The sequence below is a fragment of the Streptomyces lasiicapitis genome (assembly GCF_014646335.1).
GTDB classification, from domain to species: domain Bacteria; phylum Actinomycetota; class Actinomycetes; order Streptomycetales; family Streptomycetaceae; genus Streptomyces; species Streptomyces lasiicapitis.
In genome coordinates this window covers 25,579-51,226 of record NZ_BMNG01000022.1, presented here as the reverse complement: position 1 = coordinate 51,226, position 25,648 = coordinate 25,579, and the positions used below count along the sequence as shown (strand labels likewise).

21 protein-coding genes are annotated in these 25,648 nt (G+C 70.9%); 10 read left to right on the top strand and 11 right to left on the bottom strand.

Annotated features, from left to right (window positions below; translation table 11 throughout):
* Positions 1–56 precede the first annotated feature (56 nt).
* The 5 genes from IEY91_RS37245 to IEY91_RS37225 all read right to left on the bottom strand — a co-directional run bounded on the left by IEY91_RS37245 (position 57) and on the right by IEY91_RS37225 (position 5,673).
* Positions 57–506 carry a subtilase-type protease inhibitor gene (locus tag IEY91_RS37245; RefSeq protein WP_164326178.1) on the bottom strand — a complete coding sequence of 150 codons (450 nt, stop codon included), beginning with the start codon at positions 504–506 and terminating at the stop codon, positions 57–59.
* 487 nt (positions 507–993) lie between these two features.
* Positions 994–1,815 (bottom strand): helix-turn-helix domain-containing protein, encoded by an 822-nt coding sequence (locus tag IEY91_RS37240; protein ID WP_189177314.1) that lies wholly within the window; start codon positions 1,813–1,815, stop codon positions 994–996.
* Positions 1,812–3,338 (bottom strand): ATP-binding protein, encoded by a 1,527-nt coding sequence (locus IEY91_RS37235; RefSeq protein WP_189177313.1) that lies wholly within the window; start codon positions 3,336–3,338, stop codon positions 1,812–1,814. Before IEY91_RS37235 ends, IEY91_RS37240 begins: the two co-directional genes overlap by 4 nt.
* Positions 3,331–4,083 carry an AAA family ATPase gene (locus IEY91_RS37230; protein ID WP_189177312.1) on the bottom strand — a complete coding sequence of 251 codons (753 nt, stop codon included), beginning with the start codon at positions 4,081–4,083 and terminating at the stop codon, positions 3,331–3,333. The genes IEY91_RS37235 and IEY91_RS37230 overlap by 8 nt, the downstream gene beginning before the upstream one ends.
* Positions 4,084–5,673 (bottom strand): Mu transposase C-terminal domain-containing protein, encoded by a 1,590-nt coding sequence (locus IEY91_RS37225; protein ID WP_189177311.1) that lies wholly within the window; start codon positions 5,671–5,673, stop codon positions 4,084–4,086.
* 259 nt (positions 5,674–5,932) lie between these two features.
* On the opposite strand from IEY91_RS37225, the gene IEY91_RS37220 reads away from it, so the two are divergent.
* Positions 5,933–6,607 carry a recombinase family protein gene (locus tag IEY91_RS37220; RefSeq protein ID WP_229697483.1) on the top strand — a complete coding sequence of 225 codons (675 nt, stop codon included), beginning with the start codon at positions 5,933–5,935 and terminating at the stop codon, positions 6,605–6,607.
* Here the strand turns inward: IEY91_RS37220 and IEY91_RS37215 are convergent.
* Positions 6,591–7,370, bottom strand: a complete 780-nt coding sequence (locus tag IEY91_RS37215) for a vWA domain-containing protein (protein ID WP_189177310.1) — start codon at positions 7,368–7,370, stop codon at positions 6,591–6,593. The genes IEY91_RS37220 and IEY91_RS37215 overlap by 17 nt on opposite strands.
* A complete protein-coding gene (locus tag IEY91_RS37210; protein WP_189177309.1) occupies positions 7,367–7,885 on the bottom strand; it encodes an RNA polymerase sigma factor in 519 nt (172 codons plus the stop codon). Before IEY91_RS37210 ends, IEY91_RS37215 begins: the two co-directional genes overlap by 4 nt.
* A 555-nt stretch (positions 7,886–8,440) precedes the next feature.
* Between IEY91_RS37210 and adhE the strand changes: the two genes are divergently transcribed.
* The gene (adhE, locus tag IEY91_RS37205; RefSeq protein ID WP_373288110.1) at positions 8,441–11,023 is read left to right on the top strand and encodes a bifunctional acetaldehyde-CoA/alcohol dehydrogenase; all 2,583 of its coding nucleotides are present in this window, start codon (positions 8,441–8,443) and stop codon (positions 11,021–11,023) included.
* 71 nt (positions 11,024–11,094) lie between these two features.
* On the opposite strand, the gene IEY91_RS37200 is transcribed toward adhE, so the two are convergent.
* Both IEY91_RS37200 and IEY91_RS37195 read right to left on the bottom strand, forming a co-directional pair.
* Positions 11,095–12,240, bottom strand: coding sequence for an AAA family ATPase (locus tag IEY91_RS37200; protein WP_164326180.1), 1,146 nt, complete (start codon positions 12,238–12,240; stop codon positions 11,095–11,097).
* A gap of 101 nt (positions 12,241–12,341) precedes the next feature.
* The gene (locus IEY91_RS37195; RefSeq protein WP_164326181.1) at positions 12,342–13,370 is read right to left on the bottom strand and encodes a DUF3533 domain-containing protein; all 1,029 of its coding nucleotides are present in this window, start codon (positions 13,368–13,370) and stop codon (positions 12,342–12,344) included.
* A gap of 190 nt (positions 13,371–13,560) precedes the next feature.
* Here IEY91_RS37195 and IEY91_RS37190 point away from each other — a divergent pair, with 190 nt between their 5' ends.
* The 4 genes from IEY91_RS37190 to IEY91_RS37175 all read left to right on the top strand — a co-directional run bounded on the left by IEY91_RS37190 (position 13,561) and on the right by IEY91_RS37175 (position 19,954).
* Positions 13,561–17,007 (top strand): DNA polymerase III subunit alpha, encoded by a 3,447-nt coding sequence (locus IEY91_RS37190; RefSeq protein ID WP_189177307.1) that lies wholly within the window; start codon positions 13,561–13,563, stop codon positions 17,005–17,007.
* Positions 17,004–18,176 (top strand): DNA polymerase Y family protein, encoded by a 1,173-nt coding sequence (locus IEY91_RS37185; RefSeq protein ID WP_189177306.1) that lies wholly within the window; start codon positions 17,004–17,006, stop codon positions 18,174–18,176. The genes IEY91_RS37190 and IEY91_RS37185 overlap by 4 nt, the downstream gene beginning before the upstream one ends.
* A gap of 16 nt (positions 18,177–18,192) precedes the next feature.
* The gene (locus IEY91_RS37180; RefSeq protein WP_189177305.1) at positions 18,193–18,861 is read left to right on the top strand and encodes a pentapeptide repeat-containing protein; all 669 of its coding nucleotides are present in this window, start codon (positions 18,193–18,195) and stop codon (positions 18,859–18,861) included.
* 208 nt (positions 18,862–19,069) lie between these two features.
* The gene (locus tag IEY91_RS37175; protein ID WP_189177304.1) at positions 19,070–19,954 is read left to right on the top strand and encodes an esterase/lipase family protein; all 885 of its coding nucleotides are present in this window, start codon (positions 19,070–19,072) and stop codon (positions 19,952–19,954) included.
* Between the two features lie 78 nt (positions 19,955–20,032).
* Here the strand turns inward: IEY91_RS37175 and IEY91_RS37170 are convergent, their stop codons facing one another.
* Both IEY91_RS37170 and IEY91_RS37165 read right to left on the bottom strand, forming a co-directional pair.
* Positions 20,033–21,070: a lytic polysaccharide monooxygenase auxiliary activity family 9 protein gene (locus IEY91_RS37170; RefSeq protein WP_189177303.1), complete on the bottom strand. Its 1,038-nt coding sequence runs from the start codon at positions 21,068–21,070 to the stop codon at positions 20,033–20,035.
* A 166-nt stretch (positions 21,071–21,236) separates the two neighbouring features.
* Entirely contained in the window at positions 21,237–21,923 is a 687-nt protein-coding gene (locus tag IEY91_RS37165; protein WP_189177302.1) for a response regulator, read from the bottom strand.
* Positions 21,924–22,081: 158 nt separating this feature from the next.
* On the opposite strand from IEY91_RS37165, the gene IEY91_RS37160 reads away from it, so the two are divergent.
* From IEY91_RS37160 to IEY91_RS37145, 4 genes are read left to right on the top strand one after another with little or no spacing between them, the layout of a single operon-like run.
* Positions 22,082–23,083, top strand: coding sequence for a Bug family tripartite tricarboxylate transporter substrate binding protein (locus tag IEY91_RS37160; protein WP_189177301.1), 1,002 nt, complete (start codon positions 22,082–22,084; stop codon positions 23,081–23,083).
* Positions 23,084–23,097: 14 nt separating this feature from the next.
* Positions 23,098–23,655, top strand: coding sequence for a tripartite tricarboxylate transporter TctB family protein (locus tag IEY91_RS37155; RefSeq protein WP_164328665.1), 558 nt, complete (start codon positions 23,098–23,100; stop codon positions 23,653–23,655).
* Position 23,656: 1 nt separating this feature from the next.
* Complete coding sequence (locus IEY91_RS37150; RefSeq protein WP_189177300.1) at positions 23,657–25,165, top strand: tripartite tricarboxylate transporter permease; 1,509 nt, start codon at positions 23,657–23,659, stop codon at positions 25,163–25,165.
* On the top strand, positions 25,162–25,647 hold the full coding sequence (locus IEY91_RS37145; RefSeq protein WP_189177299.1) for a GNAT family N-acetyltransferase: 486 nt from the start codon (positions 25,162–25,164) through the stop codon (positions 25,645–25,647). The genes IEY91_RS37150 and IEY91_RS37145 overlap by 4 nt, the downstream gene beginning before the upstream one ends.
* Position 25,648 lies beyond the last annotated feature (1 nt).

Sequence of the window (25,648 nt, the reverse complement as noted above, 5' to 3'; positions counted from 1 at the left end):
CGCGGAGGGGGCGGGGCGCCGTACCGGGGCAACCCGTGTGTCGTGGCTCGCGGGGGTCAGAAGTTGAAGACCTGGCCCTGGCCCACCGTCATCGCGCACGGGTTGGCGAAGGTGTGCTCGTAGTTGACGCGTCGGCCTTCCCACACGCCCTGCGCCGTGACGACGATCGGGTTCCACTCCTTGGTGCAGACGGCGTTCGACGGCGCCTTGGTCACCTTGTCGAACTTGCCGCCCACCGCGCGCAGTTGGTCGCAGGCGCCGGGCGCGTCGGGGTGACTGCCGACGCCGGTGGAGGAACAGCCGAGGGTCACGGCCCGCTGGATGGAGGCGGTGGCGGCCTTGTCGCCGTAGCCGATGGTGAGCACCAGCTCGGAGGGCGCGTAGCCGCTCGCGGCCGGGGCCGCGGGCTTGACGGCCACGGGCGCGGGCGCGGCGGTGGCCGCGGTGGCCAGACCGCCGAGCGCCAGAGCCGCACCCAGCGCGATCCCCCCAGAGATGTACCGCATTTCGAACACTCCCTTGCTTGTCGTTACAGATAACGAACGGAACGACCGGAGTCTTGCTCAGGGCGACGCCGAAAGCACATCGGTCGCTGACTTTCAGTCGTTGGTTGAAAACTGTGTGTAGTGGCGTGAAGCAAGGGTCCCTCACGGTCGGTTGAGATGTGGTGCACCACGCGTGACCGGCGGGAAGGGGGGAATCGCGGGGAAGTTCCCGGATGGGCGGAATGTGGTGCGAAGGCCCGGGAAAGTGGGGTGGGTCACTCCGGTCGAGCCTTTCGGCGGGGGCGGGAATGGCCGGAACCGGAGCGTGGAAAAGATTTTGTGAATGCATTCACAAGCTCGCAAGGGTCTTTGGTCCTCCGGCGTTCGCGCAGGTGAGAGATCGTTTTCCGTGGATGTTCGCGCTGTCGGCAGGACCTTTGTCGTCGGACACGGAGATGTCAGTGGGATTGGACAGCCAATGTCACTGAGCTGGACACGAGGGATGTCACTAGGAACGTGGCGGCGCGGAGTCCGTGTCGGCGGCCGGTGACGGCTCGGAGAGCATCCGCAGGCTGTACGCGACGTTGTCGGGAAGGACGTCGACGATGTCGCCGCAGGTGACCATGTCGGCGGCGGCGAGGTTTTCGAGGGCTTGCCGCTGGGCGGCGTCGGCGGTGTCGATGCCGCCGTCGACCCAGACGCGCAGGAGGACCTCGGCCTCCACGGGCTGGATGGGGCCGCGAATGTCCGGGCGGGGGTTCTTCCTCCCGGCGATGGCTTCCACCTGATCGGGGCGCAGGACGTCGAGGCGCGGGGCGGCCGTGTACCCGTCAGGCGAGACGTGCCGCAGAACGAGTACACCGCCGGTGTCAGGGTGGGTGCGCGCGTGGTCGAGTGCGAGGTCGAGGCGGGGCCCCGACCAGGACAGGGCGAGGGCAATCTCGTCGGCCGTCAGCGGGTGCTCGGCGTGCGCGAGCGCGGTGATCAGGGTCAGCGTGTCCCGGGCGGCGCCGGGCCGTCGGCGGTTGAGGACTTCGCGCTGGCGGGGAAGCTCGAAGAGTTCGTCCGCTCCGGCGAGCAGGTCGCCCGGGTGGACGTCCAGGCGGCGGGCGAGGTCGAGCAGGACGCGGACGGGCAGGTCGGGAAGTTCTTCGAGGTCGAGCTGGTGCTCGTGGACGCCGAGGAGATCGGCGAGCTGCCAGGCAGTCATGCCGGCGGCGAGCAAGCGCCGCTTGAGGACGTGGGACTTCAGGACGGTGGCGTACTTGCGGCGGGCGTAGGGACCTTGGCGGCCAGGGCGGGCGTCGAAGCTGGTTCTGTTGCCGGTCACAGGCGGCTGCGGATGTCGTCGCTGAGGGCGGTGAGGTCGAGTCCGCGGTGGTGCATCCATCCGGCCTGCCGGGCGTCGTGGTCGTCCTCGTCGCCGTGGCGGCAGTGGGAGCGGTGGAGCCAGGCCGGGTTGAAGTGGATGCGGTAGCAGGTCCGCATGACTGCTTCGCGCAGACCGGGCTCGGGGCTCTTGCTGCCGGGGCTGTCGGGGTGGATGAACAGCGGGTCGGTATCGGCAGCGCCTTGGTGGCGGCGGTAGGCGAGGTGTGCGGCGATGAGCGGGGCGGCGTGCTCGGGCAGGGTGACGGGGTCTTCGGATTCGAGATGGAGGACCTGGAGCGCGTTGAGTTCGATGCTGGCGTGGCGGTGGGTCCTCCACCGCCAGGGGACGCGCAGGTAGCGGGTCTCCTCGGTGGTGTGCGGGCTGCCGGTGGGCGGGAGGTGGAGGGTGCTTCCGTCAGGGGCGGTGTTGCCGCAGGTGATCAGGCCGAGGCCAGTGGGTCCGTGGGAGAGGTGGACGGACAGGGCGGTGGCGGCGGCGTCCTCGATGGTGGCGGCGGTCCGGAGCTTGTCACAGACGCGGGCGGTGAGCTGGCTGAGGAGGCGGGTGGTAGGGCCTGCGCCGAGGGTTTCGTACTGCCAGCGCAGCAGGTAGCCGCGGAAGAAAAGGGCGGTCTGGATGCCGCGGAGCCGGGTGAGAGCGTGGGCCTGGTCGGGAGCGGGGCCGATGCGGTGGTCGCGGAGGTAGAAGGTGAGGCGGGCGGCGAGGGCGCGGGTGTGCCGTTCGCTGCCGGGGGTGTTGTGGTGGCCGGCCAGGCCGCGGCGGGTGAGCCACTGGTCGGCGAGGTGGACCTCGTGGTCGTAGACGGCGCGTACGGCGGTGAAGGTGTTGCCGGGCAGCTTCGCGCGGCAGTGGGCGAGGAAGACGGGGAAGTCCTGCATGGGCAGGGCGGGGCCGGTGCCTTCGGCCCACGGGATCTTCGCGTCGCTCTGTAGTCCGCCTGTGAGGACGCGGGAGGGCGGCGGGAGCTCGCGCATGAATGCGGGGAAGTCGATCGCGTCGAGGCGGTATCCGGCGTCGCGGAAGGCCCGCAGCGGGGCGGGGACGTACGCGTTGTCCTCGGTGGTCGGCCAGATCAGCCAGACGGTGCACAGGGCGCGGCGGCCGAGCTGGGCGAGGAGTTCCAGGGCTTCGCCGGGCAGGCGGTGGGCGCGGTCGATGACGAGGTGGCGGGTCTGGTCGGCGGACAGCTGGGCGGCGGCCTGGAGCCAGGCGTCGTCGGCGGGGGCGCGGTCGGCGAGGAGGGTGGAGGGGCTGCGGCCGGTGGCGGTGAGGATGTCGAGGACGAGGTCGCTGGTGCGGCCGCCGGGGGTGGGGCGTACGACGAGGCGGCCGGGGCCTTCGACGGCGGCCAGGCGGCGCACGATGCGGTGGTCGTCGTCCGCGTTGTGGACCATGACGAGCCGGGGTCCGGGGCGCCGGTCGCGGTTGAGTGCCGCGGGCTCGGCGGTGGCATCAGGCATGGACTCCGCCGCCGAGGAGGGTGAGGGCGTTGTCGATGACCTCGGTGTCGATGCGGGAGCGTCCGGCGTCCTGGCAGAGGCCGGCGGCGGTGTGGGTGAAGGCGGCCCAGTCGCGCATGGTGCCCTGTCCGTACAGTTCGTCGATCTGCCGCAGCAGTGCGGCGTCGGCGTCCTGGTAGATCGGGTGGTAGCCGCGCATCAGGTCGGGGACTTCGTCGGCGGCCAGCGGGCGGAAGGGCAGACGGCGAAAGACCCGGGAGCGGAGCATCGGCTCGCGGGAGAGGACCTCCCAGCAGCCGTCGCCGCCGACGTAGAGGAGGGCGAATTTCGTCTTCGGCTCGTCGTGGAGGTGGCGCAGCAGCTCGATGCAGTCGCTGTTGAGGCGCTGGGCTTCGTCGACGACGAGCAGGCGGCGGGGGTGGGCGAGCAGGTCCAGGAGTTTGGTGGTGATGTGGAACCGGTTGCGGCTGTTGGTGGTGCCGGTCAGGGCGGCCAGGAGCTGGTCGGCGACCAGGCGCATGGTGGGCCGGGCGGTGAAGGACAGGGTGCACACGGCGGGTCCGCCGCGGGCGGCCTGTTCCTCCAGGGCGGACTCGACCGCGTACGTCTTGCCGGTGCCGGCCGGGCCGTGGATCACGCCGGTGGCGTTGTTCTTCACGAGGTCGTCGACGACGCGGTGGGCGAGCTGGAAGGTGCCGGTCGGCAGCGTGGCAGCGCCGGTGAGGTCGGCGAAGTGCCGGGGCATTCAGCTCTCCTTCTTGTCGGTAGTGGTGAGTGGGGTGATGCCGAGCAGGGAGGTGGAGGAGCGGGCCCGCAGGGCGGCGTCCAGGGCCTGGCGGGAGGCGTTGCGGCCGGTCTTCTCGCTCACGAGCCGGGATTCGGTGGCCGCTGGACTATCGCCGGTCATCGGGGTGAGTTCGCGCCGCGCGCGGCGCGAGGCGCGGCGGCGTTCGCGGCCCAGGCGCTCGGTTTCGTCGCGTTGCTGCTGGCGGAAGGCTTCGGTCTGTTCGGGGGTGAGCTGGCCGGTCGGGGTTGCGGTGCACAGGTGTTTGCCCGTGAGGTAGACCTCGATCTGCCGGTCGTCGTGCGGCATGTAGCGGATCTCGACCACCTGGCCGCCGCGGCCCTGGATCTCGGGGGCGACGTAGTTGTGGCCCTGGAAGCGGATGCCGTCCTTGCCGATGATGCGTTCGGTGCTGGCCAGCAGCAGGTGCCGCAGCTTGTCCGCGCTGACCCGGGTGAGCGGCGCCTCGTCTTCCTCCCACGCCATCAGCGGCGTGCGGTTGTCCAGCATCCGGTGCGGGCGCTCGGTGTTGTACCAGCGCACCCAGAGCGCCAGGCGCTTCACGAAGTCCTCGATGCGCATCGGCCCGGTCCCGGTGTGCTCGGCGATCCGCAGGGCGGCCGGGCTGTCGTCGATGGGCCCGTACAGGCGCCCGGCGGCATCGCGGGGGCCGCCGGTGAAGCCGGGCAGGTGGGAGATCAGGGTCTGCTCGATGGTCAAGTTGACCCGCTCCACTTTCCCCTTCCGGTGGGGCTGGAAAGCGGGGAGCCGGTGCGAAACGACGGACAGCGCCGCGAGCACGTCGCGGATCGGCCCGGCGGCGAACTCCAGGCCACGGTCGATCCGTACGCGGTTGGGCACCGCCCCGAACGGCGAGACGTCCGGCTCGTGGACCAGGGCCATGCGCATCGCGGTCAGGACGGTGCCGGTGTGCGGGTAGATGGCCAGTGACCAGCCCAGCAGGGCGCGGGTGCCGTCGTCGACGATCGTGGTGATCCACGGGCAGACCGGTTTGCCTTTCGGTCGGCGGACCAGGATCGGCAGCTGCTTGTGGTCCATCTCCCAGACGCGGCCGCGGATCTCGTCCGGACGGCGCAGGTACACCGACTTGCTCCGGCGTCCGGCCTCGCCGACTTTCCACGCGGCGCGCTCGGCCGGGGTCATCTCCGTGTTGAAGGCCCGCGCCAGAGTGCGGCGGTCGACCGTCCGTGCCCCGGCCCAGCCCGTGGCCAGGAAGGCGGGTACCGGTGCCCCGGCCGTGGTGCCGTCACCGTCAAGGACAGCCGCGCGGGCCCGGTGCACGGCGGAGACGTTGCCCCGGTAGAACGCGTACGCCTCCCGGTCGGTGTCGGTCAGGGTGTAGCTCGGCCTGGCTTGGCGTTCGGCGGGCTTGTCGGTGCCGGCCGCGAGCCACCGCCAGACCGTGCGCGCGGTGATGTCCAGACCGGAGGCGACCAACTGGACGTGCTCGGCGGTCAGATCGCCGTCGTCGCGCAGCTGCGCGAGCCGGGTCACCGCCGCCATCCGTGCTTCCTCTGTCACCCTCCCCATGTCCGAAGTGTCACTGAGGTGTCCAACGATCAGCCGAACGTCCGGGCGTATCCACACGACCGGATGAACCGATGTCGAATCACCGCCGAGTGAGCCGCCAGTCCGCTAGCTCTCAGGCCGATTTCCCTCATCAATGGGTGTCGAGGGGTTCTTGAGGAGCCGGGGTTTTTGAGGGAGTTGTTGAGGGCCCTGGGACCTCTTTCGGTGATCCTCGGCCGATCCTCAGAAAACGAAGGTTTGTTGAGGGCACAGTGGTGTCGTGACGACCCTGACCGACGCGCACGGCGCCGACGGCGACCTCCTCGTCGCCTTCCCGCTCCACCAGACCGAGATCCGCATCGGGTACGCCCGGGTGTCCACCGGCGGGCAGAAGCTCGACCGGCAGCTCGACGCCCTCAACACGGCCCCCGGGTGCCGGCGCATCTTCGCCGACAAGAAGTCCGGCAAGACCGACCAGCGACCCGAACTTAAGGCGTGCCACGCCTTCCTCCAGAGCGGGGACACCCTCGTCGTCCCGAGCCTGGACCGCTACGGTCGCTCCCTCCAGGACCTGGTGAACATGGTCGCCGCGCTCCGCGAGCGCCAGATCGGCTTCACCTCACTGCACGAACGCCTCGACACCACCACCCCCGGCGGTCGCCTGATCTTCCATGTCTTCGCCGCGCTGGCGGAGTTCATCCGGGAGCTGATCGTGCAGGGCACGAACGAGGGCCTTGCCGCCGCGCGAGCCCGCGGCCGCGTCGGCGGCCGACCCACCGTGGTCAACGACGACCTGGTCCGCAAGGCCAAGGACATGCTGCCCAACCCGGAGAACAGCGTGGAGTCGATCGCGAAGATTCTCGGCGTCTCCGTCGGCACCCTCTACAACCACATCCCCGACCTCAAGGAGCTGCGCAGCTCCCACGTCCCCGCCCAGCTCACAACGGCAGGCTGACGTAGCCGGGGATGTTCGAGTTCACCAGCAGTGCTTGCGCGGAATCAGTCGAGCGGGCGGAACTGGCGATCGACTGTGTCAGTGATCCGGTGTAGGAACTGATCGCCTGCAGAGGGACCGTGCGGTCTTCCGCGATGAAGGCGGCAGTCGTCGCGATGCGGCTCAACACCTCCGCGTCCGCGTCCGCGAACCCGAAGGCAACAATGTTGGGACGTGCAACTAGTTGCATCATGCGTTCGTAGGCTGAGTCCCAGTCCGCAGCACGGTCCGTTGGCGCCCCGTCAGTCAGGAAGAACACAGTTGGACGGAAGACCCGGACTCCTTCTGCCTTGAACAGCGGGAGGTCCCTTGCGATGGCATCGTGCAACAAGGTGAATGCACCTGCGTAGTTCGACATCCCCTGCGCCGTAAGTGTCGGCACCTCCCGACGCAGGTCCTCGAGCGGTTGGACAAGCGCGGCTGTGCTGTTGAAGCTGATCACGGCCACTCTGATGAATTCGCCAAGGAGCGGATCGTGGTCGGCAAGGCGATAGACCTGGGCGATCGCGTCGTTGAGGGCCGCAATCGGCTCGCCAGCCATCGACGCAGATGTGTCACAAACAAGGTAGACGGGCAGTACAGAGCCCAGCAGCTCGGAAGACCGATTCACCGCCCCCTCCACATGGGCCAAGGCTCGATCCGCATCGATGATCTGGCCGAGAGCGTCGTCCATGGCATTGTCTGCACGGCGCAGGAGAACATCGAGCTCATCATCGCTGGTCATGCTTGCCTCCCATCTATCAGGAGCATCTGCTTGAGTTTCCTGCGGGCCAGAACCAGGCTCGCACGAACTGCCTCTGCGGTGACAGCCTCACCGGGTTGCCGAGAGTTGCTCAGAATTGATGCGATCTCGATGGGAGTGAAGCCGTCATACGTCCAGGCCATCACCTCTTGCTGTCGGGCTGGCAGCGAAGCCAACGCGGAGTAGACACGCTCGGCCTCCTCCTTGGCGTCGAGTTCTTCTTCGAAGTCGGGGCGGCCAGCCCAATGGCCACGCAAGGCCCGCCTCACGTCCTCTTTGGGGCGGGCCCGTAGAGCGTCCAGCTGACGCAGGGCTGTCGTACGGATCCATGTCGAAGGCTCGCGAATCGTCGGCCAGCACTTGAGTGCGGCGATGAAGGATTCCTGCATGGCATCGGCCGCGTCCTCCCACGTCGCGCTGCGGGCCTTACGCAGGAACAACAGCAGCCTGCGATGTTCAGCCTTGTAGAACACCGCAAAGTCCTGCGGGACGGACACTGGATTAGACAAATCCTCACTCCCGCCCGCCTCAGGAAGTCCCGCTTTGGCGACACGACGCTTTCAGCAACTCCATGGAGTCGGAGCGCAGGGACACCGTCTCGTCCTGACGGGCAGTGGTCAATATCGCCACAGCGGTAGCCCGACGCTCCCGTTCCTGAAGCAGCGCAACCCAGCAGGTCGTCAAACAGTCCACCCACCGCAGCACTCGACCTACGGTCATGACGGCCAACCCCAGCCAAAGCGACGTTACGGGGTCCACGGTGCCCTCCTCTCAACCCGACGATCGGGCCTTCAGAGGGTTAGAGGCACGAGAGCGCTTGAGCGTGAAGTCGCCACCGAGGCACTGACACCCGCGTGTCCAGACCACTGACGTTCTCGTGTCCAACGACAACCTTCTCCCTCCCGGGTCAGGGCTTTTTCGGAAGCTCCGTGTGGTGCTCCGGAGGTCGAATGGAGACGTCACCACAGAGGTCGCGAGAAGGAGTGCCTGCCATGGAGACCGAGGAGACACAGGCCGAGGAGATCCAGGCCGCAGAGGTCCAGGCCGAGGAGATGGTGGACGGGCTGGTCCGCAGGGCGCTCGGCGCGCTCCGCCGGTTCGAGTCCTACGAGCAGGAGCAGGTCGACCACATCGTCATGAAGGCCTCCCTCGCGGCGCTGAGCGCGCACGGGGAACTGGCCCGGCAGGCGGTCGAGGAGACCGGCCGCGGTCTCTTCGAGGACAAGGCCGTCAAGAACCTCTTCGCGTGCGAGCACGTCGTGAACGCGATGCGCGGACTGAGGACCACGGGCGTCATCTCCCGCGACGAGCTGAACGGCATCACCGAGATCGCCGAACCGGTCGGTGTCGTCTGCGCGATGACCCCGGTCACCAACCCCACGTCCACCACCGTCTTCAAGGCCCTCATCGCCCTGAAGACCCGCAACCCGATCGTCTTCGCCTTCCACCCCAGCGCCCAGAAGTGCTCGGCCGAGGCCGCCCGCGTCGTGCGCGACGCGGCGGTCGCGGCCGGGGCGCCCGAGGACTGCGTGCAGTGGATCGAGGAGCCTTCGATGGTGGCCACCGGCTTCCTCATGAACCACGAGGGCGTCTCCACCATCCTGGCGACCGGCGGCAACGCGATGGTCAGGGCCGCCTACTCCTGCGGCAAGCCCGCGCTCGGCGTCGGCGCCGGCAACGTACCCGCGTACATCGCCCGCAGCGCCAAGCTGAACCGCGCCGTGCACGACGTGGTGCTCTCCAAGGCCTTCGACAACGGCATGATCTGCGCCTCGGAGCAGGCGGTCATTCTCGACCGTGAGGTGTACGACGAGGGGATCGCCGAATTCCGGCGGCTCGGCGCGTACGTGGTGTCGGCGGCGGAGAAGACCAAGCTGGAGGAGTTCGTCTTCGGCACGACGGCGTTCGCCGCGAACTGCGCGGGCGCGAAGCTGAACGCGGCCGTCGTCGGCAAGTCCGCGCGGTGGATCGCCGAGCAGGCCGGGTTCGAGGTGCCCGAGAACACCCAGATCCTGCTCGCCGAGTGCGCGGAGGTCGGCGAGGGCGAGCCGCTGACCCGCGAGAAGCTCTCGCCCGTACTGGCCGCGCTGGAGGCGGAGTCGACGGAGCAGGGGCTCCAACTCGCCGCCCGGATGGTCGAGTTCCACGGCCTCGGGCACAGCGCCGCCATCCACACCGAGGACGAGGAGCTCGCGGAGGAGTTCGGCCGGCGTGTCAAGGCGGTCCGCGTCATCGTCAACGCGCCCTCGACCTTCGGCGGCATCGGCGACGTCTACAACGCCTTCCTGCCCTCACTCACCCTCGGCTGCGGTTCGTACGGACACAACTCGGTGTCGAACAACGTCTCCGCGGTCAACCTCGTCAACGTCAAGCGGATCGGACGGCGCAACACCAACATGCAGTGGTTCAAGGTCCCACCGAAGATCTACTTCGAGCGCAACTCGCTGCGCTACCTGGGCGAGATGGAGGGCATCGAGCGCGTCTCCCTCGTCACCGACCGGACGATGTCCGACCTCGGCTTCGTACGGAAGGTCACCGACATCCTTGCCGCCCGCGCGGAGCCGGTCACCGTGCAGATCATCGACGACGTCGAGCCCAACCCGGAACTCGCCACCGTGCGCGCGGGCGCCGCCCGGATGCGGGACTTCCGGCCGGACACGATCATCGGGCTCGGCGGCGGCTCGCCGATGGACGCGGCCAAGATCATGTGGCTGATGTACGAGCACCCGGAAGTTGAATTCGCCGACACCAAGGAGAAGTTCTTCGACATCAGGAAGCGGGCTTTCCGCTTCCCGGGCCTGGGGGAGAAGGCGCGCATGATCGCCATCCCGACGACCTCGGGCACGGGCTCGGAAGTCACCCCCTTCGCCGTCATCTCCGACCCCGAGGCCGCGCAGAAGTACCCGCTCGCCGACTACGCCCTCACCCCGAGCGTCGCCATCGTCGACCCGGTCCTGCCGCTGCGGCTGCCCCCGGCCGTCACCGCCGACTCCGGCTTCGACGCCCTGACCCACGCGACCGAGGCGTACGTCTCCGTGTACGCCAACGACTACACCGACGGCCTCTGCCTCCAGGCCATCAAGCTGATCTTCGAGAACCTGGAGCGGTGCGTGGTGAACGGGGCGGACGATCCCGAGGCGCGCGAGAAGATGCACAACGCCTCGACCGTCGCGGGCATGGCCTTCGCCAACGCCTTCCTCGGCCTGGTGCACGCCATGGCGCACACCCTCGGCAACACGTTCCACGTCCCGCACGGCCGCACCAACGCGCTGCTGCTGCCGCACGTCATTCGGCACAACGGCACCGTGTCCGGCAAGGCGACGCCCTGGCCGAAGGCCGAGGTGTACCGGGCGCCGGAGCGGTTCCAGGAGATCGCCCGCGTGTTGGGGCTCGCGGCGGCCACCCCGGAGGAGGGTGTCGAGTCCTACGCCCGCGCCGTGGAGGACCTGCGCGCCCGGTGCGGGATTCCTGCCTCCTTCCAGGGGGCGGGGGTCGATGAGGCCGCCTTCATCGAGGCGCTGCCTCAGCAGGCGTTGAATGCGTACGCGGATCAGTGTGCGCCTGCCAATCCGCGTACGCCGATGCTCTCCGAACTGGAGGGGTTGATGAGGTCGGCGTATTACGGGGCCCCGTAAGGGGCGCGGGGAACTGCGCGACCAGCCCCCGTCGGACCCGCAGGCGAAAGACTGCGGGTCCGAGCGGTGCCTCACCGCTTGGGCCAGTACCACAAGGGCTCGTCGAGGAGACTCTCTCGGCCTGCCACCGTTGTTTCGCCCGACTCCTTGACCAGTTCTATGGAGTTGACGTCCACTCGGTGGCGGCGGGCGCCCTTCGCCACCGCCTCCGCCAGTGGGTCGGCGTGGGTGACGAGGACGATCTGGGTGTCCTTGGTCGCGTGCAGGATCAGGTCCGCGAGGGGGCGCAGCAGGTCCGGGTGGAGGCTGGTCTCCGGTTCGTTCAGGACCAGGAGCGAGGGCGGCCGGGGCGTGAGCAGCGCGGCCGCCCACAGCAGATAGCGCAGCGTGCCGTCGGACAGCTCGGCGGCGCCGAGGGGGCGGGTCAGTCCCTGCTGGTGCAGCCGCACCTCGAACCGCCCGCCGTTGTCCTCGACCCGCACGCGTGTGCCCGGGAACGCGTCGTCCACGGCCGCGTCCAGGGCCGCGGTGTCGCCGATCTCGCGGATGGTCTGCAGGGCCGCCGCCAGGTCGGCGCCGTCGTGGCCGAGTACCGGGGTGCGGGTGCCGATGCGGGCCGCGCGGGCGGGGGCCTCGGCGTCCGTGCGGACGTGGTCGTAGAACCTCCAGGACCTGATCAGCTCGCGCAGTCTGAGCAGGTCCGGCGCGAGCTGCGGGTCGGCCAGCTCGCTCAGCATGCTGTCGTACGGCCTGATGCCCTGCGTACGGTGCCAGCCGCCGTCCGCCGTCCGCGTGCGCACCGCGGGGCCCGCGCGGTCGCAGAGCAGTGCGGCGGGGCGGAGCACCGGGCCCGCCCAGGTGCACTCCCGCTTGATCTCCGGGTCCAGGTTGAACATCGACGGGGCCGCGCCCTCTCCCGGCGTGGGCATGGGGTGCCCGAAGTCGACCGCGTATCCGAACTCGTCGCCCGCGAAGCCGAGGCGCATGCTTGTCGCTTCTGCCTTGGCCTTGCCGGCCCACAGCGCGGATTGCAGGCCGCCCTCGCGGGCCAGGGCGGCCACCGCGCCTCCCCTCGCGGAGTCCGCCAGCAGGCGTAGGGCCCGGTACAGGCTGGACTTTCCTGTGCCGTTGGCGCCTGTGATGACGTTCAGGCGGTCCAGGGGGACGGTCAGCTTGCGCAGGGAGCGGTAGTTTTCGACGGCGAGTGTGCGGATCATGTTCTTCAGGGTTGCAGGTGGGTCTGACACTCACGGGGCTGCGCCCCTGGCCCCCCTTGTCGGCGCTTCGCGCCTCGTCCTCAAACGCCGGACGGGCTGAATTACCCCGCCTCGCCGGAGAGGCCGGTGGCCGCGCGCCCGCGAGTCCTGCGCATCGCCACCAGCATGGTCACCGCCGTTCCCGCCACCGCCCACGCCGAAAGCACCAGGAGTGGGCCCGTTACCGCGTTGCCCTTGAAGTACGCGATGGAGCGGGCCACCCAGGTGCCCGCGCCGGGGGGCAGCGCCGGGCCGATCGCCTCCCAGAACGGGGGCAGCATCGGCAGCGGGAAGGCGCCGCCCGCGCTGGGGTTGCCCGCGACCACGATGACCAGTACGGCCAGGCCGATGCCGACCACGCCGGTGAGGGATTCCAGGGCGAGGGTGAACGCGCCGACCGCGAAGGTGACCAGGGCACCCAGGCCCCACAGGGCCATGATCGAGCCGGGCAGTGCGCCCAGGATCGGGCCGATGATGACCGCGCCGCCCAGGCCGCCCGCCAGGGAGAGCAGCGCCATGGAGCCGAGCCGGATCGCCGCGCGCTGTGGGTTGGCGGGTTTCGAGCCCGCGCTGATCGACATGATCGAGGCGCACAGGTAGCCGCCCACGCACCAGCCGACGACCAGGTAGAACGACGAGAGCCCGTTGAAGTCCTGGGACGAGGCGGCGGCCACGTCGACGGTCCGCACCGTGCGCTTCTGGGCGCCCTCGGCCCGGGTGGTGATCATCTCCAGGGCGTTGGCGAGGGCCTTGCCGCCGCCGGAGGCGACCAGGAGCGTGTCGTTGGTCCCGCGCGGGTCGACGATCAGGGCGCCGTCGATCTTCCGGTCCATGATCTGGCGGCGCGCCTCGACCTCGTTCTTGACCACACGCGGGTCGAGCGGATCACCGGGCAGCTTCGCCAGCTGGTCCTTGGTCTGTACGGCGGCCTCGCCGGGAGCGACGACTCCGAAGGCCACGTCCTTCGGCTTCGGGTTGTGCAGCGCTCCCACGTAGGAGGCGATGAACAGCAGCTGCAGGGCAAGCACGCCGATGACGAGCAGGGCTGCTCGCGGGGTGACGGCGCTCTTGAACTCGTCGGCGAAGGTCATGCCCCCACGCTCCGAGGCGGGCGGGGGTCACGCAGGCGGGGCGGGGCCGAATGGATGACGGGGAGGGAGGGGTGGTGTGTGAGGGGAGTCGGGGGAGGGAGTGGCGTCACGCGCAGGTATCGAACGTTGGTTCGAAACTTGGTCTATGGTGGAGGAGGGGACGAGCTAGCGGAAGGTTCAGGAGGTGCGTGTGCCCGGGTTCACGCATCTGCACACCGTCTCCGGGTTCTCCCTGCGGTACGGGGCCTCGCATCCGGAGCGGCTTGCCGAGCGCGCCTCGGAGCGGGGCATGGACGCGCTCGCGCTCACCGACAGGGACACCCTCGCGGGCACGGTCCGGTTCGCCAAGGCCTGCGAGAAGGAGGGGGTGCGGCCGCTGTTCGGGGCGGAGCTCGCGGTCGACCCGCCGGTGGCCCCGGACCGCGACGGACAGGGTGAGCGGAGTGCGCGGCGCCGGGCCCCGGTGCGCGGCGGTGCCTTCATCGACGAGTCGACCCCGCGCGTGACCTTCCTCGCCCGGGACGGCGCCACCGCCTGGGCCGAGCTGTGCCGCCTGGTCAGCGCCGCGCACCGCAGCGGTGACGGCCCGCCCGTGCTGCCCTGGGAGGACTGCCGCGGCGACGGCCTGACCGTGCTGCTCGGCCCCGCCTCCGACGTCGGCCGCGCGCTCGTCGCAGGGCGCCCCGACCGCGCCGCCCGCCTCCTGGCCCCCTGGCGCGAGCGGTACGGCGACGCGTTGCGCCTCGAAGCCGTCTGGCACGGCCGCACCGGCACCGGACCCGGCTCCCTGCGCCTGGCCGCCCGCACCGTCGGCTTCGCCGCCGAGCAGCGCCTGCGCCCCGTCCTCACCAACGCCGTCCGCTACGCCGACCCCGGCCAGGGCCCCGTCGCCGACGTCCTCGACGCCGCCCGCCGCCTCGTGCCCATCGACCCGTCGCGGCGGCTCGACAGCGGCGAGCGCTGGCTGAAGGACGAGGCCGCCATGCTGAGCGCCGCCGAGCGCGTCGTGGAGGCCGCGGGCTTCCGCCGTGACACCGCGTACCGCCTGCTCGAACAGACGCGGGCCACCGCCGCCGAGTGCCTGGTCGACCCCCGGGACGACATCGGCATCGGCTCCGTGCGCTTCCCCGAGCCGGGCCTTGTCGGCGCCGGCCGCCGCACCGCGCAGCGCGTCCTCGCCTCGCGGGCCGCGGCCGGCATGGTCCTGCGCGGCTACGACCGCGGCCCGGACGCCCGCGCGTACTGGGAGCGGGTCCACCACGAGCTGGACATCATCGCCCACCACGGATACGCCTCCTACTTCCTGACGGTCGCTCAAGTCGTGGACGACGTACGAGACTTGGGCATCCGGGTCGCGGCGCGCGGCTCCGGCGCCGGGTCCCTGGTCAACCACCTTCTCGGCATCGCGCACGCCGACCCGGTCGAGCACGGACTGCTCATGGAGCGGTTCCTGTCCACGCGGCGGCCCGTGCTCCCCGACATCGACATCGACGTGGAGTCCGCGCGCCGCCTGGAGGTCTACCGCGCGATCATCGGCCGGTTCGGCGAGGAGCGGGTGGCGACGGTCGCCATGCCGGAGACGTACCGCGTGCGGCACGCGATCCGCGACGTCGGCGCCGCCCTGTCCATGGACCCCGCCGACATCGACCGGATCGCCAAGGCCTTCCCGCACATCCGGGCCCGCGACGCGCGGGCGGCCATGGAAGAACTGCCCGAACTGCGCGAGGTCGCGGTCGACGCGGAGAAGCACGGCAGGCTCTGGGAGCTCGTCGAAGGGCTCGACGCGCTGCCCCGCGGCGTCGCCATGCACCCCTGCGGCGTGCTGCTCTCCGACGCCTCGCTGCTGCGGCGCACCCCCGTCATGCCCACCAGCGGCGAGGGCCTGCCGATGTCCCAGTTCGACAAGGAGGACGTCGAGGACCTCGGCCTGCTCAAGCTCGACGTCCTCGGCGTGCGGATGCAGTCGGCGATGGCGCACGCGGCCGCGGAGGTCGAGCGGGCCACGGGCACCCCGCTCGACCTGGACGCGATCCCACAGGGCGACTCGTCGACGTATCGACTGATCCGCTCCACCGAGACGCTCGGCTGCTTCCAGATCGAATCGCCGGGACAGCGCGACCTGGTGGGCCGGCTGCAGCCCGGGACCTTCCACGACCTGGTCGTGGACATCTCGCTGTTCCGTCCCGGGCCCGTCGCCGCCGACATGGTGCGGCCGTTCATCGAGGCCCGGCACGGCCGCGCGCCCATCCGCTACCCGCACCCCGACCTGGCGGAGCCGCTGAAGGAGACCTACGGAGTCGTCGTCTTCCACGAGCAGATCATCGACATCGTGCACCTCATGACCGGCTGCGGGCGCGACGAGGCCGACCGGGTGCGGCGCGGGCTCTCCGACCCCGAGTCGCAGGGGCGCATCCGCGTCTGGTTCGCGCAGGCGGCGGCCGCGAAGGGGTACTCGGCGGAGACGATCGCGCGCACCTGGGAGATCGTCGAGGCCTTCGGTTCGTACGGCTTCTGCAAGGCGCACGCCGTGGCCTTCGCCGTGCCGACGTACCAGTCCGCGTGGCTGAAGGCCCACCACCCGGCGGCCTTCTACGCCGGGCTGCTCACGCACGACCCCGGCATGTACCCCAAGCGGCTGCTGCTCGCGGACGCGCGGCGGCGCGGGGTGCCCGTGCTGCCCCTCGACGTGAACCGGTCCGCGGTCGCCCATCGCATCGAACTGGAGTCCGAATCGGGGGAGTGGGGCGTGCGGCTCGCGCTGTCCGACGTGCACGGCATCAGCGAGGCGGAGGCCGCGCGGGTCGCGGCCGGGCAGCCGTACGCCTCGCTCCTCGACTTCTGGGAGCGGGCCCGGCCGAGCCGTCCGCTCGCCTCCCGGCTCGCACAGGTCGGCGCACTCGACGCGTTCGGCGCCAACCGCCGTGACCTGCAACTGCACCTGACGGAGCTTCAGCGGGGTGCCCGGGGCGGGCGCGGCCCCCAACTCCCGCTCTCCGGCGGCCGGCAGACCGCCTCCGCCGGGCTGCCCGACCTCGACGACGCGGAGCGGCTCAGCGCCGAGCTCGGCGTGCTCTCCATGGACGCCTCCCGGAACCTGATGGACGACCACCACGCCTTCCTCGGCGAGCTGGGCGTCATCTCCGCGCGCCGCCTGCGCGCGGCGCGGCACGGTGACACGGTCCTGGTCGCGGGCGCCAAGGCGGCCACCCAGACCCCGCCGATCCGCTCCGGCAAGCGCGTCATCTTCAGCACCCTCGACGACGGCACCGGCCTGGTCGACCTGGCCTTCTTCGACGACAGCCACGACGCCTGCGCGCACACCGTCTTCCACTCCTGGCTGCTGCTCGTACGCGGCGTGGTGCAGCGGCGCGGGCCACGCAGCGTCAGCGTCGTCGGCTCGGCGGCCTGGAACCTCGCGGAGCTGGTGGAGCTGCGGCGCGAGGGCGGGCTCGACGCGGTGGCGCCGCGCTTGGCCGAGCCGGGGGAGGCCCCCGCCGGGGCCGCCCCCGTGAACGGGCGGCGCATCCGGATGGAGACCGGATGCGAGATGCATCCGTGGGCCGATCTCCAGCCGCCCGGTGAACGGGCCGCCACGGGGCGGAAGTTGTGGCACCAGAGTCCGGGGAGCGCGGGATGAGCACGTTGTACGTACGTTTCCTGACCCCGGGGGCCGAGAGGCCCGAGGGAGCTTCGGGGGTCGGGGGAGCCTCGGGGGAGGCCATGTTGCCCCAACTCCTCACCGTCGTCGGCGAGTTCACGCCCGTCGTCGAAGCGGTGCCGCCCGACGCCGCGTTCGCCGACGTGAGCGGGGCGCGGCGCTACTTCGGCCGGGACGCCACCGGGATCGCCGCCCTGATCCGGGTGCGGGCGCTCGCTCTGTACGGAGTCGACTGTGTGATCGGGGCCGGGCCCGGGCCGATGCTGGCACGGATGGCCGCGCGGGACGCCGCGCCCGGGGTGACCCGAGTGGTGCCCGGATCCCCGGACGCGGTCGCGGAGTTCCTCGACGGCAGGCCGGTCGCCGAGCTGCCCGGCGTCGGCCGCGCGGGCGCCCGCACCCTGTGCGAGTACGGGCTCGACACCGTCGGCAGGGTCGCCGCCGCGCCGCTGTCCACGCTGCAGCGGCTCGTCGGCGCACGGGCCGGGCGCGAGCTGTACGACAGGGCGCACGGCGTCGACCGGACCCGGGTCGCCCCGAACGCGGTCACCCGCTCCCTCGCCGTCGAACGACCCTTCCCGCGCGACGAGTTGGACCCGCACCGGCACCGGCGCGCCCTGCTCTCCGGCGCCGAGGAGCTGGGCGTACGGCTGCGCGGCGACGCCCAGGTGTGCCGCTCCCTGACGCTCACCGTGCGCTACGCCGACCGCTCCGTCACCACCCGCACCCGGGCGCTGCCCGAGCCGACCGCGCACGCCGCCGCGCTGACGGCCGCCGCCTACCGGATGTACGAGGCCCTCGGCCTCCAGCGCGCCCGGGTGCGCGCCCTCGCCCTGCGCGCCGAAGGCCTCGCCCCCGCCGCGCTCGCCGCCCGCCAGCTGACCTTCGACCCCGCCGACGAGAAGGCCCGCCGCATCGAGGCGGTGGCCGACCGGGCCCGGGAGAAGTTCGGCCCGGGGGCGATCGTGCCGGGGGCACTGGCGGGCGGGCCGGGGCCGCGATCCTCATCCCGCCCCCGGCTCGATCGTCGTCGTGCGGCCGGGCCCGCTCCCGACCCGGCCGGGCCCGCTCCCGACCCGGCCGGGCCCGCTCCCGGCCCGCACGGTACAAACAGCACCAGCCCTTCCCGCCCTCCGGCCGCCCTCTGAACGAAAGACCTCCGCCATGCCCGCGCAGCACCCCCGCACCCCGCGTGACCTCGCCGACCTCCCCTACGCCCACCGGCTCGAACCCTTCGAGGGGGAGCTGGAGCGGGAGGGGGACTACGAAGCCGTGCACTTCGACGGGTGCGACTTCGCGGAACTGGACGGCGGCAGCGCGGCGTTCGCCGAGTCGGCGTTCTCCTCGGTGACGTTCAACGGCGGGCGCTACCGCCGCGCCCGCTTCGACGACGTCTGGACGCACCAGGTCCGCTGGGTCGGCGCCGACCTCGCCGAGAGCCGCTGGACGGACTGCGAGTCCGGCGCCGGGCTGCTCGCCGGCGTGGAACTCTTCAGCGCGCAACTGCGCCGCGTGACGTTCCACCACTGCAAGTTCGACTCGGTCAACCTGCGCGTGGCCGCGCTGCGGGACGTCGCCTTCGTGGACTGCCTGCTGCGGGACGTGGACTTCGGCGGGGCGGCGCTCACCCAGGTCTCCTTTCCCGGCTCGACCCTCGACCGGGTCCGCTTCGACGACGTCAAGGCCGACCGCGCCGACCTGAGCGAGGCGGCGGCCCTCGGCATCGCCTCCGGCCTGGAAGCGATGCGCGGGGTGACGATCAGCCCCCTCCAACTCCTTGAGCTGGCACCGGCGTTGGCGGGCGTCGTCGGGCTGAAGGTGCGGGAGGGATGAGGTAGCGGGAGGGATGACATGTCCGACGTGCGGGCGACGCTGCCAGTGATCACTGGAAGTTTTACTCACACGTAACTTCACACTTCTACTACTGGCGCGTAATTTAGCGTGAACGTGTCAACTCCGTGATCCGGGTCACAGGGCGGCAGCGTCGACCTCGTGCCGCCCCAGCCATCGCAACTCCCTTGAGCCGCAAGGAGATCACCCGATGCTGCCCTGGAGACGAGCGCTGCGCGCGCTCACCGCCGCCCTGATCGTCGCGGGCGCCGCCACGCTCACCCCCACCGCCACGGCCGCCGAACCCCGTATCGCCACCACGTCCGAGGCGCCTGCAGCGCCTTCTTCGAGTGGCTGGAACGACTACGGCTGCAAGCCGTCCGCAGCCCACCCCCGCCCCGTCGTCCTCGTGCACGGAACCTTCGGCAACTCCGTCGACAACTGGCTCGTCCTCGGGCCCTACTTGGTCAAGCGGGGCTACTGCGTCTTCTCCCTCGACTACGGCCAACTGCCGCACGTGCCCTTCTTCCACGGCATCGGCCCGATCGACAAGTCGGCCGAGCAGTTGGACGGTTACGTCGACAAGGTGCTGAACGCGACCGGCGCCAAGGAGGTCGACCTCGTCGGGCACTCGCAGGGCGGCCTGATGCCCCGTCACTACCTGAAGTTCCTCGGCGGCGCCGACAAGGTGAACGCCCTCGTGGGTCTCGCCCCCGACAACCACGGCACGACGCTGCTCGGCCTGACCAAGCTGCTGCCGTTCTTCCCCGGCATCGAGGACCTGCTCACCACGGCGACCCCCGCCCTGGCCGACCAGATCGCCGGCTCCCCGTTCCTGACCAGGCTGAACGCGGGCGGCGACACCGTGCCCGGCGTGCGCTACACCGTCATCTCCACCAAGTACGACCAGGTCGTCACCCCGTACCGCTCGCAATTCCTGAACGGCCCGAACGTACGCAATGTCGTCGTGCAGGACCTCTGCCCGGTGAACCTCGCCGAGCACGTCGCCATCGGCACCCTGGACCGCGTCGCCCACCACGAGGTGGCCAACGCGCTGGACCCGGCACACGCGACGCCGAGCACTTGTCTGTCGTAGGCGTCGCACACGTGGCGGACGGCGGGCAGGCCGCCGCCTCCCCGAACCCCCGGGGGAGGCGACGGCGCTCAACCGCCCTCAGCGGCCGCCGGTGTTCGCGCGGCGGCGGGCCGTCGCGAACATCGCGGCCGCGCCGACCGCGAGCGTCGCCGCGCCACCGATCGCGATGTACGCGGTGTTGCTGTCGCCGCCGGTCTCGGCGAGGTTCTCGTCGGCGGCGACGGGCTTGCCCGCGGCGCCCTTCACCTCGGGCTTGTTCCCGGACCCGCCGGGCGCGGCCGCCGCGTCGTCCCCGGAGTCCCCGGTGTCCGCGGCGCCCTTGGCGGGCTCGGCCTCCGTGACCTTCGGCCCGGTCTTCGCGTCGCTGTCGCCGTGGCCGCGGTGCTCCACGGACGACTTGTCCGCGCCGTCGGCTATGTCCTTCTCGGAGGGCGCGGAGGCGGCGGGCGCGGCGGCCCCGGCGCCCGAACCGCCGCTGCCCTTGCCGCCGAACACCACGTCGGAGCAGGTGTAGAAGGCCTCGGGGGAGTCGGAGCGCTGCCAGATCGAGTAGACCAGGTGGCGGCCGGACTTGGCGGGCACCTTGCCCTGGAAGACGTAACTGCCGTTCTCCAGCTTCGGGTCGGTGACCTTCGCGAAGGGCCGCGCCTCCAGGTCCGACCACTTCAGGGGCTTCGTCGGGTCGTACGAGTCCTTGGTGACGTACAGCTCGAAGGAGCCCCGGTGCGGGGCGGTGGCCCGGTACTTGAAGGTGTGGTCACCGGCGGCGAGCTTGGAGGAGGGCCAGTCGGCGCGCGGCAGGTCGAGCCCCTTGTACTTGTCGTTCCCGGCGCTGCACAGCTTCCCGTCCGGGATGATCTCCTTCGACTTGCCCGCGGCGTTGGCGATGTTGACGCCGTTCCAGTCGTACAGGGCCTGCGTCCCGCCGGCCGCCACAAGTGCCTTGCACGCGGCCGACTTCGGCGCCTCGGGCCCCTCCTGGAAGCAGGCGGACACCCGGCTCACCGGGTCCGTCATCGACCCGTGCGCGGCGGCGGGCACCGCGGCGAACACGGTCAGGGCGAGCGGCACGACACCCGCGGTGGCGATGGCGGCGACCTTGCGAGCAGCAGTCATGGGGGGATCTCTCCTAGGGCGGTGTTCAGGTGGGGGCAAGCGGGACCCGAGCCCCGCGGCGATCAGCAAGCTAGCCCCTGCGCACCCCGAAATCCCCTGCTGGGAACGGCCGACGGCGATCCTTATGCTCGCGTTAAGGACCCCCTCAGCCTGCCCTCAGGTCAGCTCACCCCACCCACCGGTACCGCCGCTCGGGCCGTCCCGCCCCGCCGTACCGCAGCGTCACCTGCGCCCGGCCCGTGTCCGCGAAGTACTCCAGGTAGCGGCGGGCGCTGACGCGGGAGAGGTTGCCTTCCTGGGCGCATTCGGTGGCGGAGAGGCCGGTGGGGTGGGCGCGGAGGGTGTGTTCGACGAGGTCGGCGGTGTGGGGGGCCAGGCCCTTGGGGAGTTCGCGGGAGCCGGGCGGGCGGGGGCCGAAGATCTGGTCGACGTCCTCCTGGCGGGCCTCGGCGAGGCCGTCGAGGCGGGCGCGCAGGGCCGCGACGTGCCGCAACTGCTCCTGCAGGGCCGCCTGGTTGAAGGGCTTGATGAGGTAGTGCAGGGCACCGGCGCGCAGCGCGGCACGGATCACCTCCGCGTCCCGCGCGGCCGTGATGAACAGGACGTCCACCGGCGCCCGGCCGGGGTCCCGCTCCTCCGCCGCCCTCAGCTCCCGCAGCACCGCGATGCCGTCCATGTCCGGCAGGTACACGTCGAGCAGCACCAGGTCGGGCCGCAGCCGCTCCGCCGCGCGCAGCGCCTCACCCCCGCTGTGCGCCACGCCCGCCACCGTGCATCCGGCCACCGAGGCCACGTAACGGCCGTGCAGCTTGGCCACCATGAAGTCGTCGTCGACGACCAGCACCCTCGTCATCGCGCGGCCCCCTCGGCCCTCGTCGTCGCCGCAGGTTACGAGCGCGACCACAAGGACCACAACGTCCGTTGATTCCGGAAGAGAGACAGCTTCTTAACGCGTGGGCAACATGTGGGCCACCTCACACATGTATCCGGTCAGACAGGTGGTGGCACCCCGTGCGACTCCGTACCCCCAGGCGACTACGCGTCCCCCTCGCCCTGCTCGGGTCCGCGCTGCTCGTCCTTGTGGGCCCGCCGCTGCTCACCACGGGCAGCGGCGACGACACCGGCACGAAGATCCCCGGCCTGCGCCTCATGGTCCCCAACACCCCCGGCGGCGGCTACGACATCACCGCCCGCACCGCCGCCAAGAACGCCGAGGACGCCGGACTCACCCACAACATCGAGGTGTTCAACCTGCCCGGCGCCGGCGGCACCGTCGGCCTCAGCCGCCTCGTGGGCGAGCACGGCAACGGCAAGCTCGCGATGTCCATGGGCCTCGGCGTAGTGGGCGCCGCCCGCTCCAACGACGCCCCCAAGACCCTCGCCGACACCACCCCGATCGCCCGCCTCACCGAGGAGCAGGACGTCGTCGTGGTGTCGAAGGACTCCCCGTACAAGACCATCGGGCAGCTCATCGACGCCTGGAAGGAGAAGCCCGGCAAGATGCCCGTCGGCGGCGGCTCCTCGCCCGGCGGGCCCGACCACATCGCCCCCATGCTGATGGCCCGCGCCGCGGGCATCCCGCCCAAGGACGTCAACTACATCCCCTTCGACGGCGGCGGCGAACTCCTCGCCTCCATCCTCGGCAGCAAGGTCGCCTTCGGCGTCTCGGGCGTCGGCGAGTACCTGGACCAGATCAAGTCCGGCGAACTGCGGCTGCTCGCCGTCACCGGACCCAAGCGGGTCAAGGGCCTCGAAGGCCCGACGCTCAAGGAGTCCGGCTACGACGTGAACTTCACCAACTGGCGCGGCATCGTCGCGCCCCCCGGACTCTCCGACGCCGAACGCGACAAGCTCACCAGCCTGATCCGCAAGCTCCACGCCTCGCCCGAGTGGCGCGAGTCCCTGAAGAAGAACGGCTGGGACGACGCCTTCCTCACCGGCGGCAAGTTCGGCGACTTCCTGGACGCCCAGGACAAACGCGTCGTATCCGTACTGAAGGAGCTGGGGCTGTGACGACCACCGAGCCCATCGGGCCCGCCGAGCCCAGTGACCCCACCGGACGTACCGAAGAAGCCCCAGGGCCCCGCGACCGGCGGACCTGGCTGCGCGAGCACTCCGAACTCGGCGTCTGCGTCATGCTGCTCGCCCTCGGCGTCGTCGTGCTCACCGACGCCCTCACCATGGACGTCGCGATCGCCCAGCGCGGACCGATCGGGCCGAAGACCGTCCCGATCGCCGTCGGCATCGGCCTGCTCGCCGTCTCCGTCCTGCTCGCCGTCGACGTGCTGCGCGGCGGCCGCGGCGAGGCCGAGGGCGGCGAGGACATCGACCTGTCCGAACCCGCCGACTGGCGCACCGTGCTGCTGCTCGCCGGCGTCTTCCTCGCCACCGCGGTCCTCATCGAACCGGTCGGCTTCCCCGTCGCGGGCGCCCTGCTCTTCTGGGGCGCCGCCTACGCCCTCGGCAGCCGCGCGATCCACCGCGACCCGCTCATCGCGGCCGGGCTCTCCCTGGTCACGTACGCCGTCTTCAACAATCTGCTCGGAGTGCCGCTGCCCGGCGGCCCCCTGATGGGAGTGCTGTGACATGAACGCCTTCAGCTCCCTGATGGACGGGTTCGGTACGGCCCTCACGCCCATCAATCTCCTCTGGGCCGCCGTCGGCGTCCTCCTCGGCACGGCGATCGGCGTGCTGCCCGGCATCGGCCCCGCGATGGCCGTCGCGCTGCTGCTGCCGGTGACGTACGGGCTCGAACCCACCGGCGCGTTCATCATGTTCGCGGGCATCTACTACGGCGCGATGTTCGGCGGCTCCACGACCTCGATCCTCCTCAACACACCCGGCGAGAGCGCCGCGGTCGTGGCCGCCATGGAGGGCAACCCGATGGCCAAGTCGGGGCGCGGCGCGCAAGCCCTCGCGGCCGCGGCCATCGGCCACTTCGCGGGCGGCATGATCGGCACGATCCTGCTCGTGGCGCTCGCCCCGAAGGTCGCCGACCTGGCCGTGGACATCGGTGCCCCCGACTACTTCGCCATCATGGTCCTCGCCTTCATCGCGGTGACCTCGGTCCTCGGCTCCTCTCGTATACGGGGGTTGGCGTCCCTGTTGATCGGCCTCACCCTCGGCCTGGTCGGCCTGGACCAGATGACCGGCCAGCAGCGCCTCACCTTCGGCTCGCTCCAACTCGCCGACGGCATCGACGTGGTGATCGTCGCCGTGGGACTCTTCGCGATCGGCGAGGCCCTGTGGGTGGCCGCCCATCTGCGGCGCACCAGCGGGCAGGCGATCCCCGTCGGCCGCCCCTGGCTCGGCAAGAAGGACGTCAGGCGCACCTGGAAGTCCTGGCTGCGCGGCCCGCTCATCGGCTTCCCGTTCGGCGCGATCCCCGCGGGCGGCGCGGAGATTCCGACCTTCCTCTCGTACGTCGCCGAGAAGCGCCTTTCCAAGCACAAGGAGGAGTGGGGCAAGGGAGCCATCGAGGGCGTCGCGGGCCCCGAGTCCGCCTCCTCCGCGTCGGCGGCGGGAACCCTCGTCTCGATGCTCACCCTCGGCCTGCCCACGACCGCCGTCGCCGCCGTCATGCTGGCCGCCTTCCAGCAGTACGGCATCCAGCCCGGCCCACTTCTCTTCGAGCGCGAATCGGAGCTGGTGTGGGGCCTGATCGCGTCCCTGTTCGTGGGCATGGTGCTTCTCCTGGCCCTCAACCTGCCCCTCGCCCCCGTCTGGGCGAAACTCCTGCGCATCCCGCGCCCCTACCTCTACGCGGGCATCCTCTTCTTCGCGGCCGTCGGCGCGTACGCGGTCGGCGGCGAGGCACTCGACCTGGTCATCCTGCTGGTCATCGGCCTGATCGGGTTCGGCATGCGGCGCTATGGACTGCCCGTGCTGCCCGCCGTCATCGGGGTCATCCTCGGCCCCAACGCCGAGCAACAGCTGCGCCGCGCCCTGCAGATCAGCGACGGCAGCGTCAGCGGCCTGGTGGACACGCCGTTCTCGGTGTCCGTGTACGCCGTGGTCGCGCTGATCGTGCTGTGGCCGCTGCTGCGGAAACTGGGGCGCGGGGTGCTGAAGTCGCGCCGTAGCGTGGAGAAATGACCCACAAGATCGCCGAAAGCACACCCGGCAATGTGATCCGCCCGGCCGAAGCCGCCGACGTGCCCGCCGTGAAGGCGGTCACCGACGCGGCGTACCACCACTACATCGCCCGCATAGGCCGCGTCCCCGCCCCCATGGAGTCCAACCACGCGCAGAACGTGGCGATGGGGCGGGTGTACGTCGCCGGGGACGCGGAGGGCGCGGTCGTCGGCCTGGTGGTGGTGTACGCCAACGACGACCACCTCTACCTGGACAACATCGCCGTCCACCCCGACGCGGCCGGCAAGGGCCTAGGCGGCCGCCTGCTGGCCTTCGTCGACGCGCACGCGCGCGCCCTGGCGCTGCCCGAGATCCGGCTCTACACCAACGCGATGATGTGGGAGAACCAGAAGATCTATCCCCGGTACGGATACGAATTCGTGGAGCGGCGCGTAGAGGGGATCTACGACCGCTTCCACTACCGCAAGCGGCTCACGGGCTGAC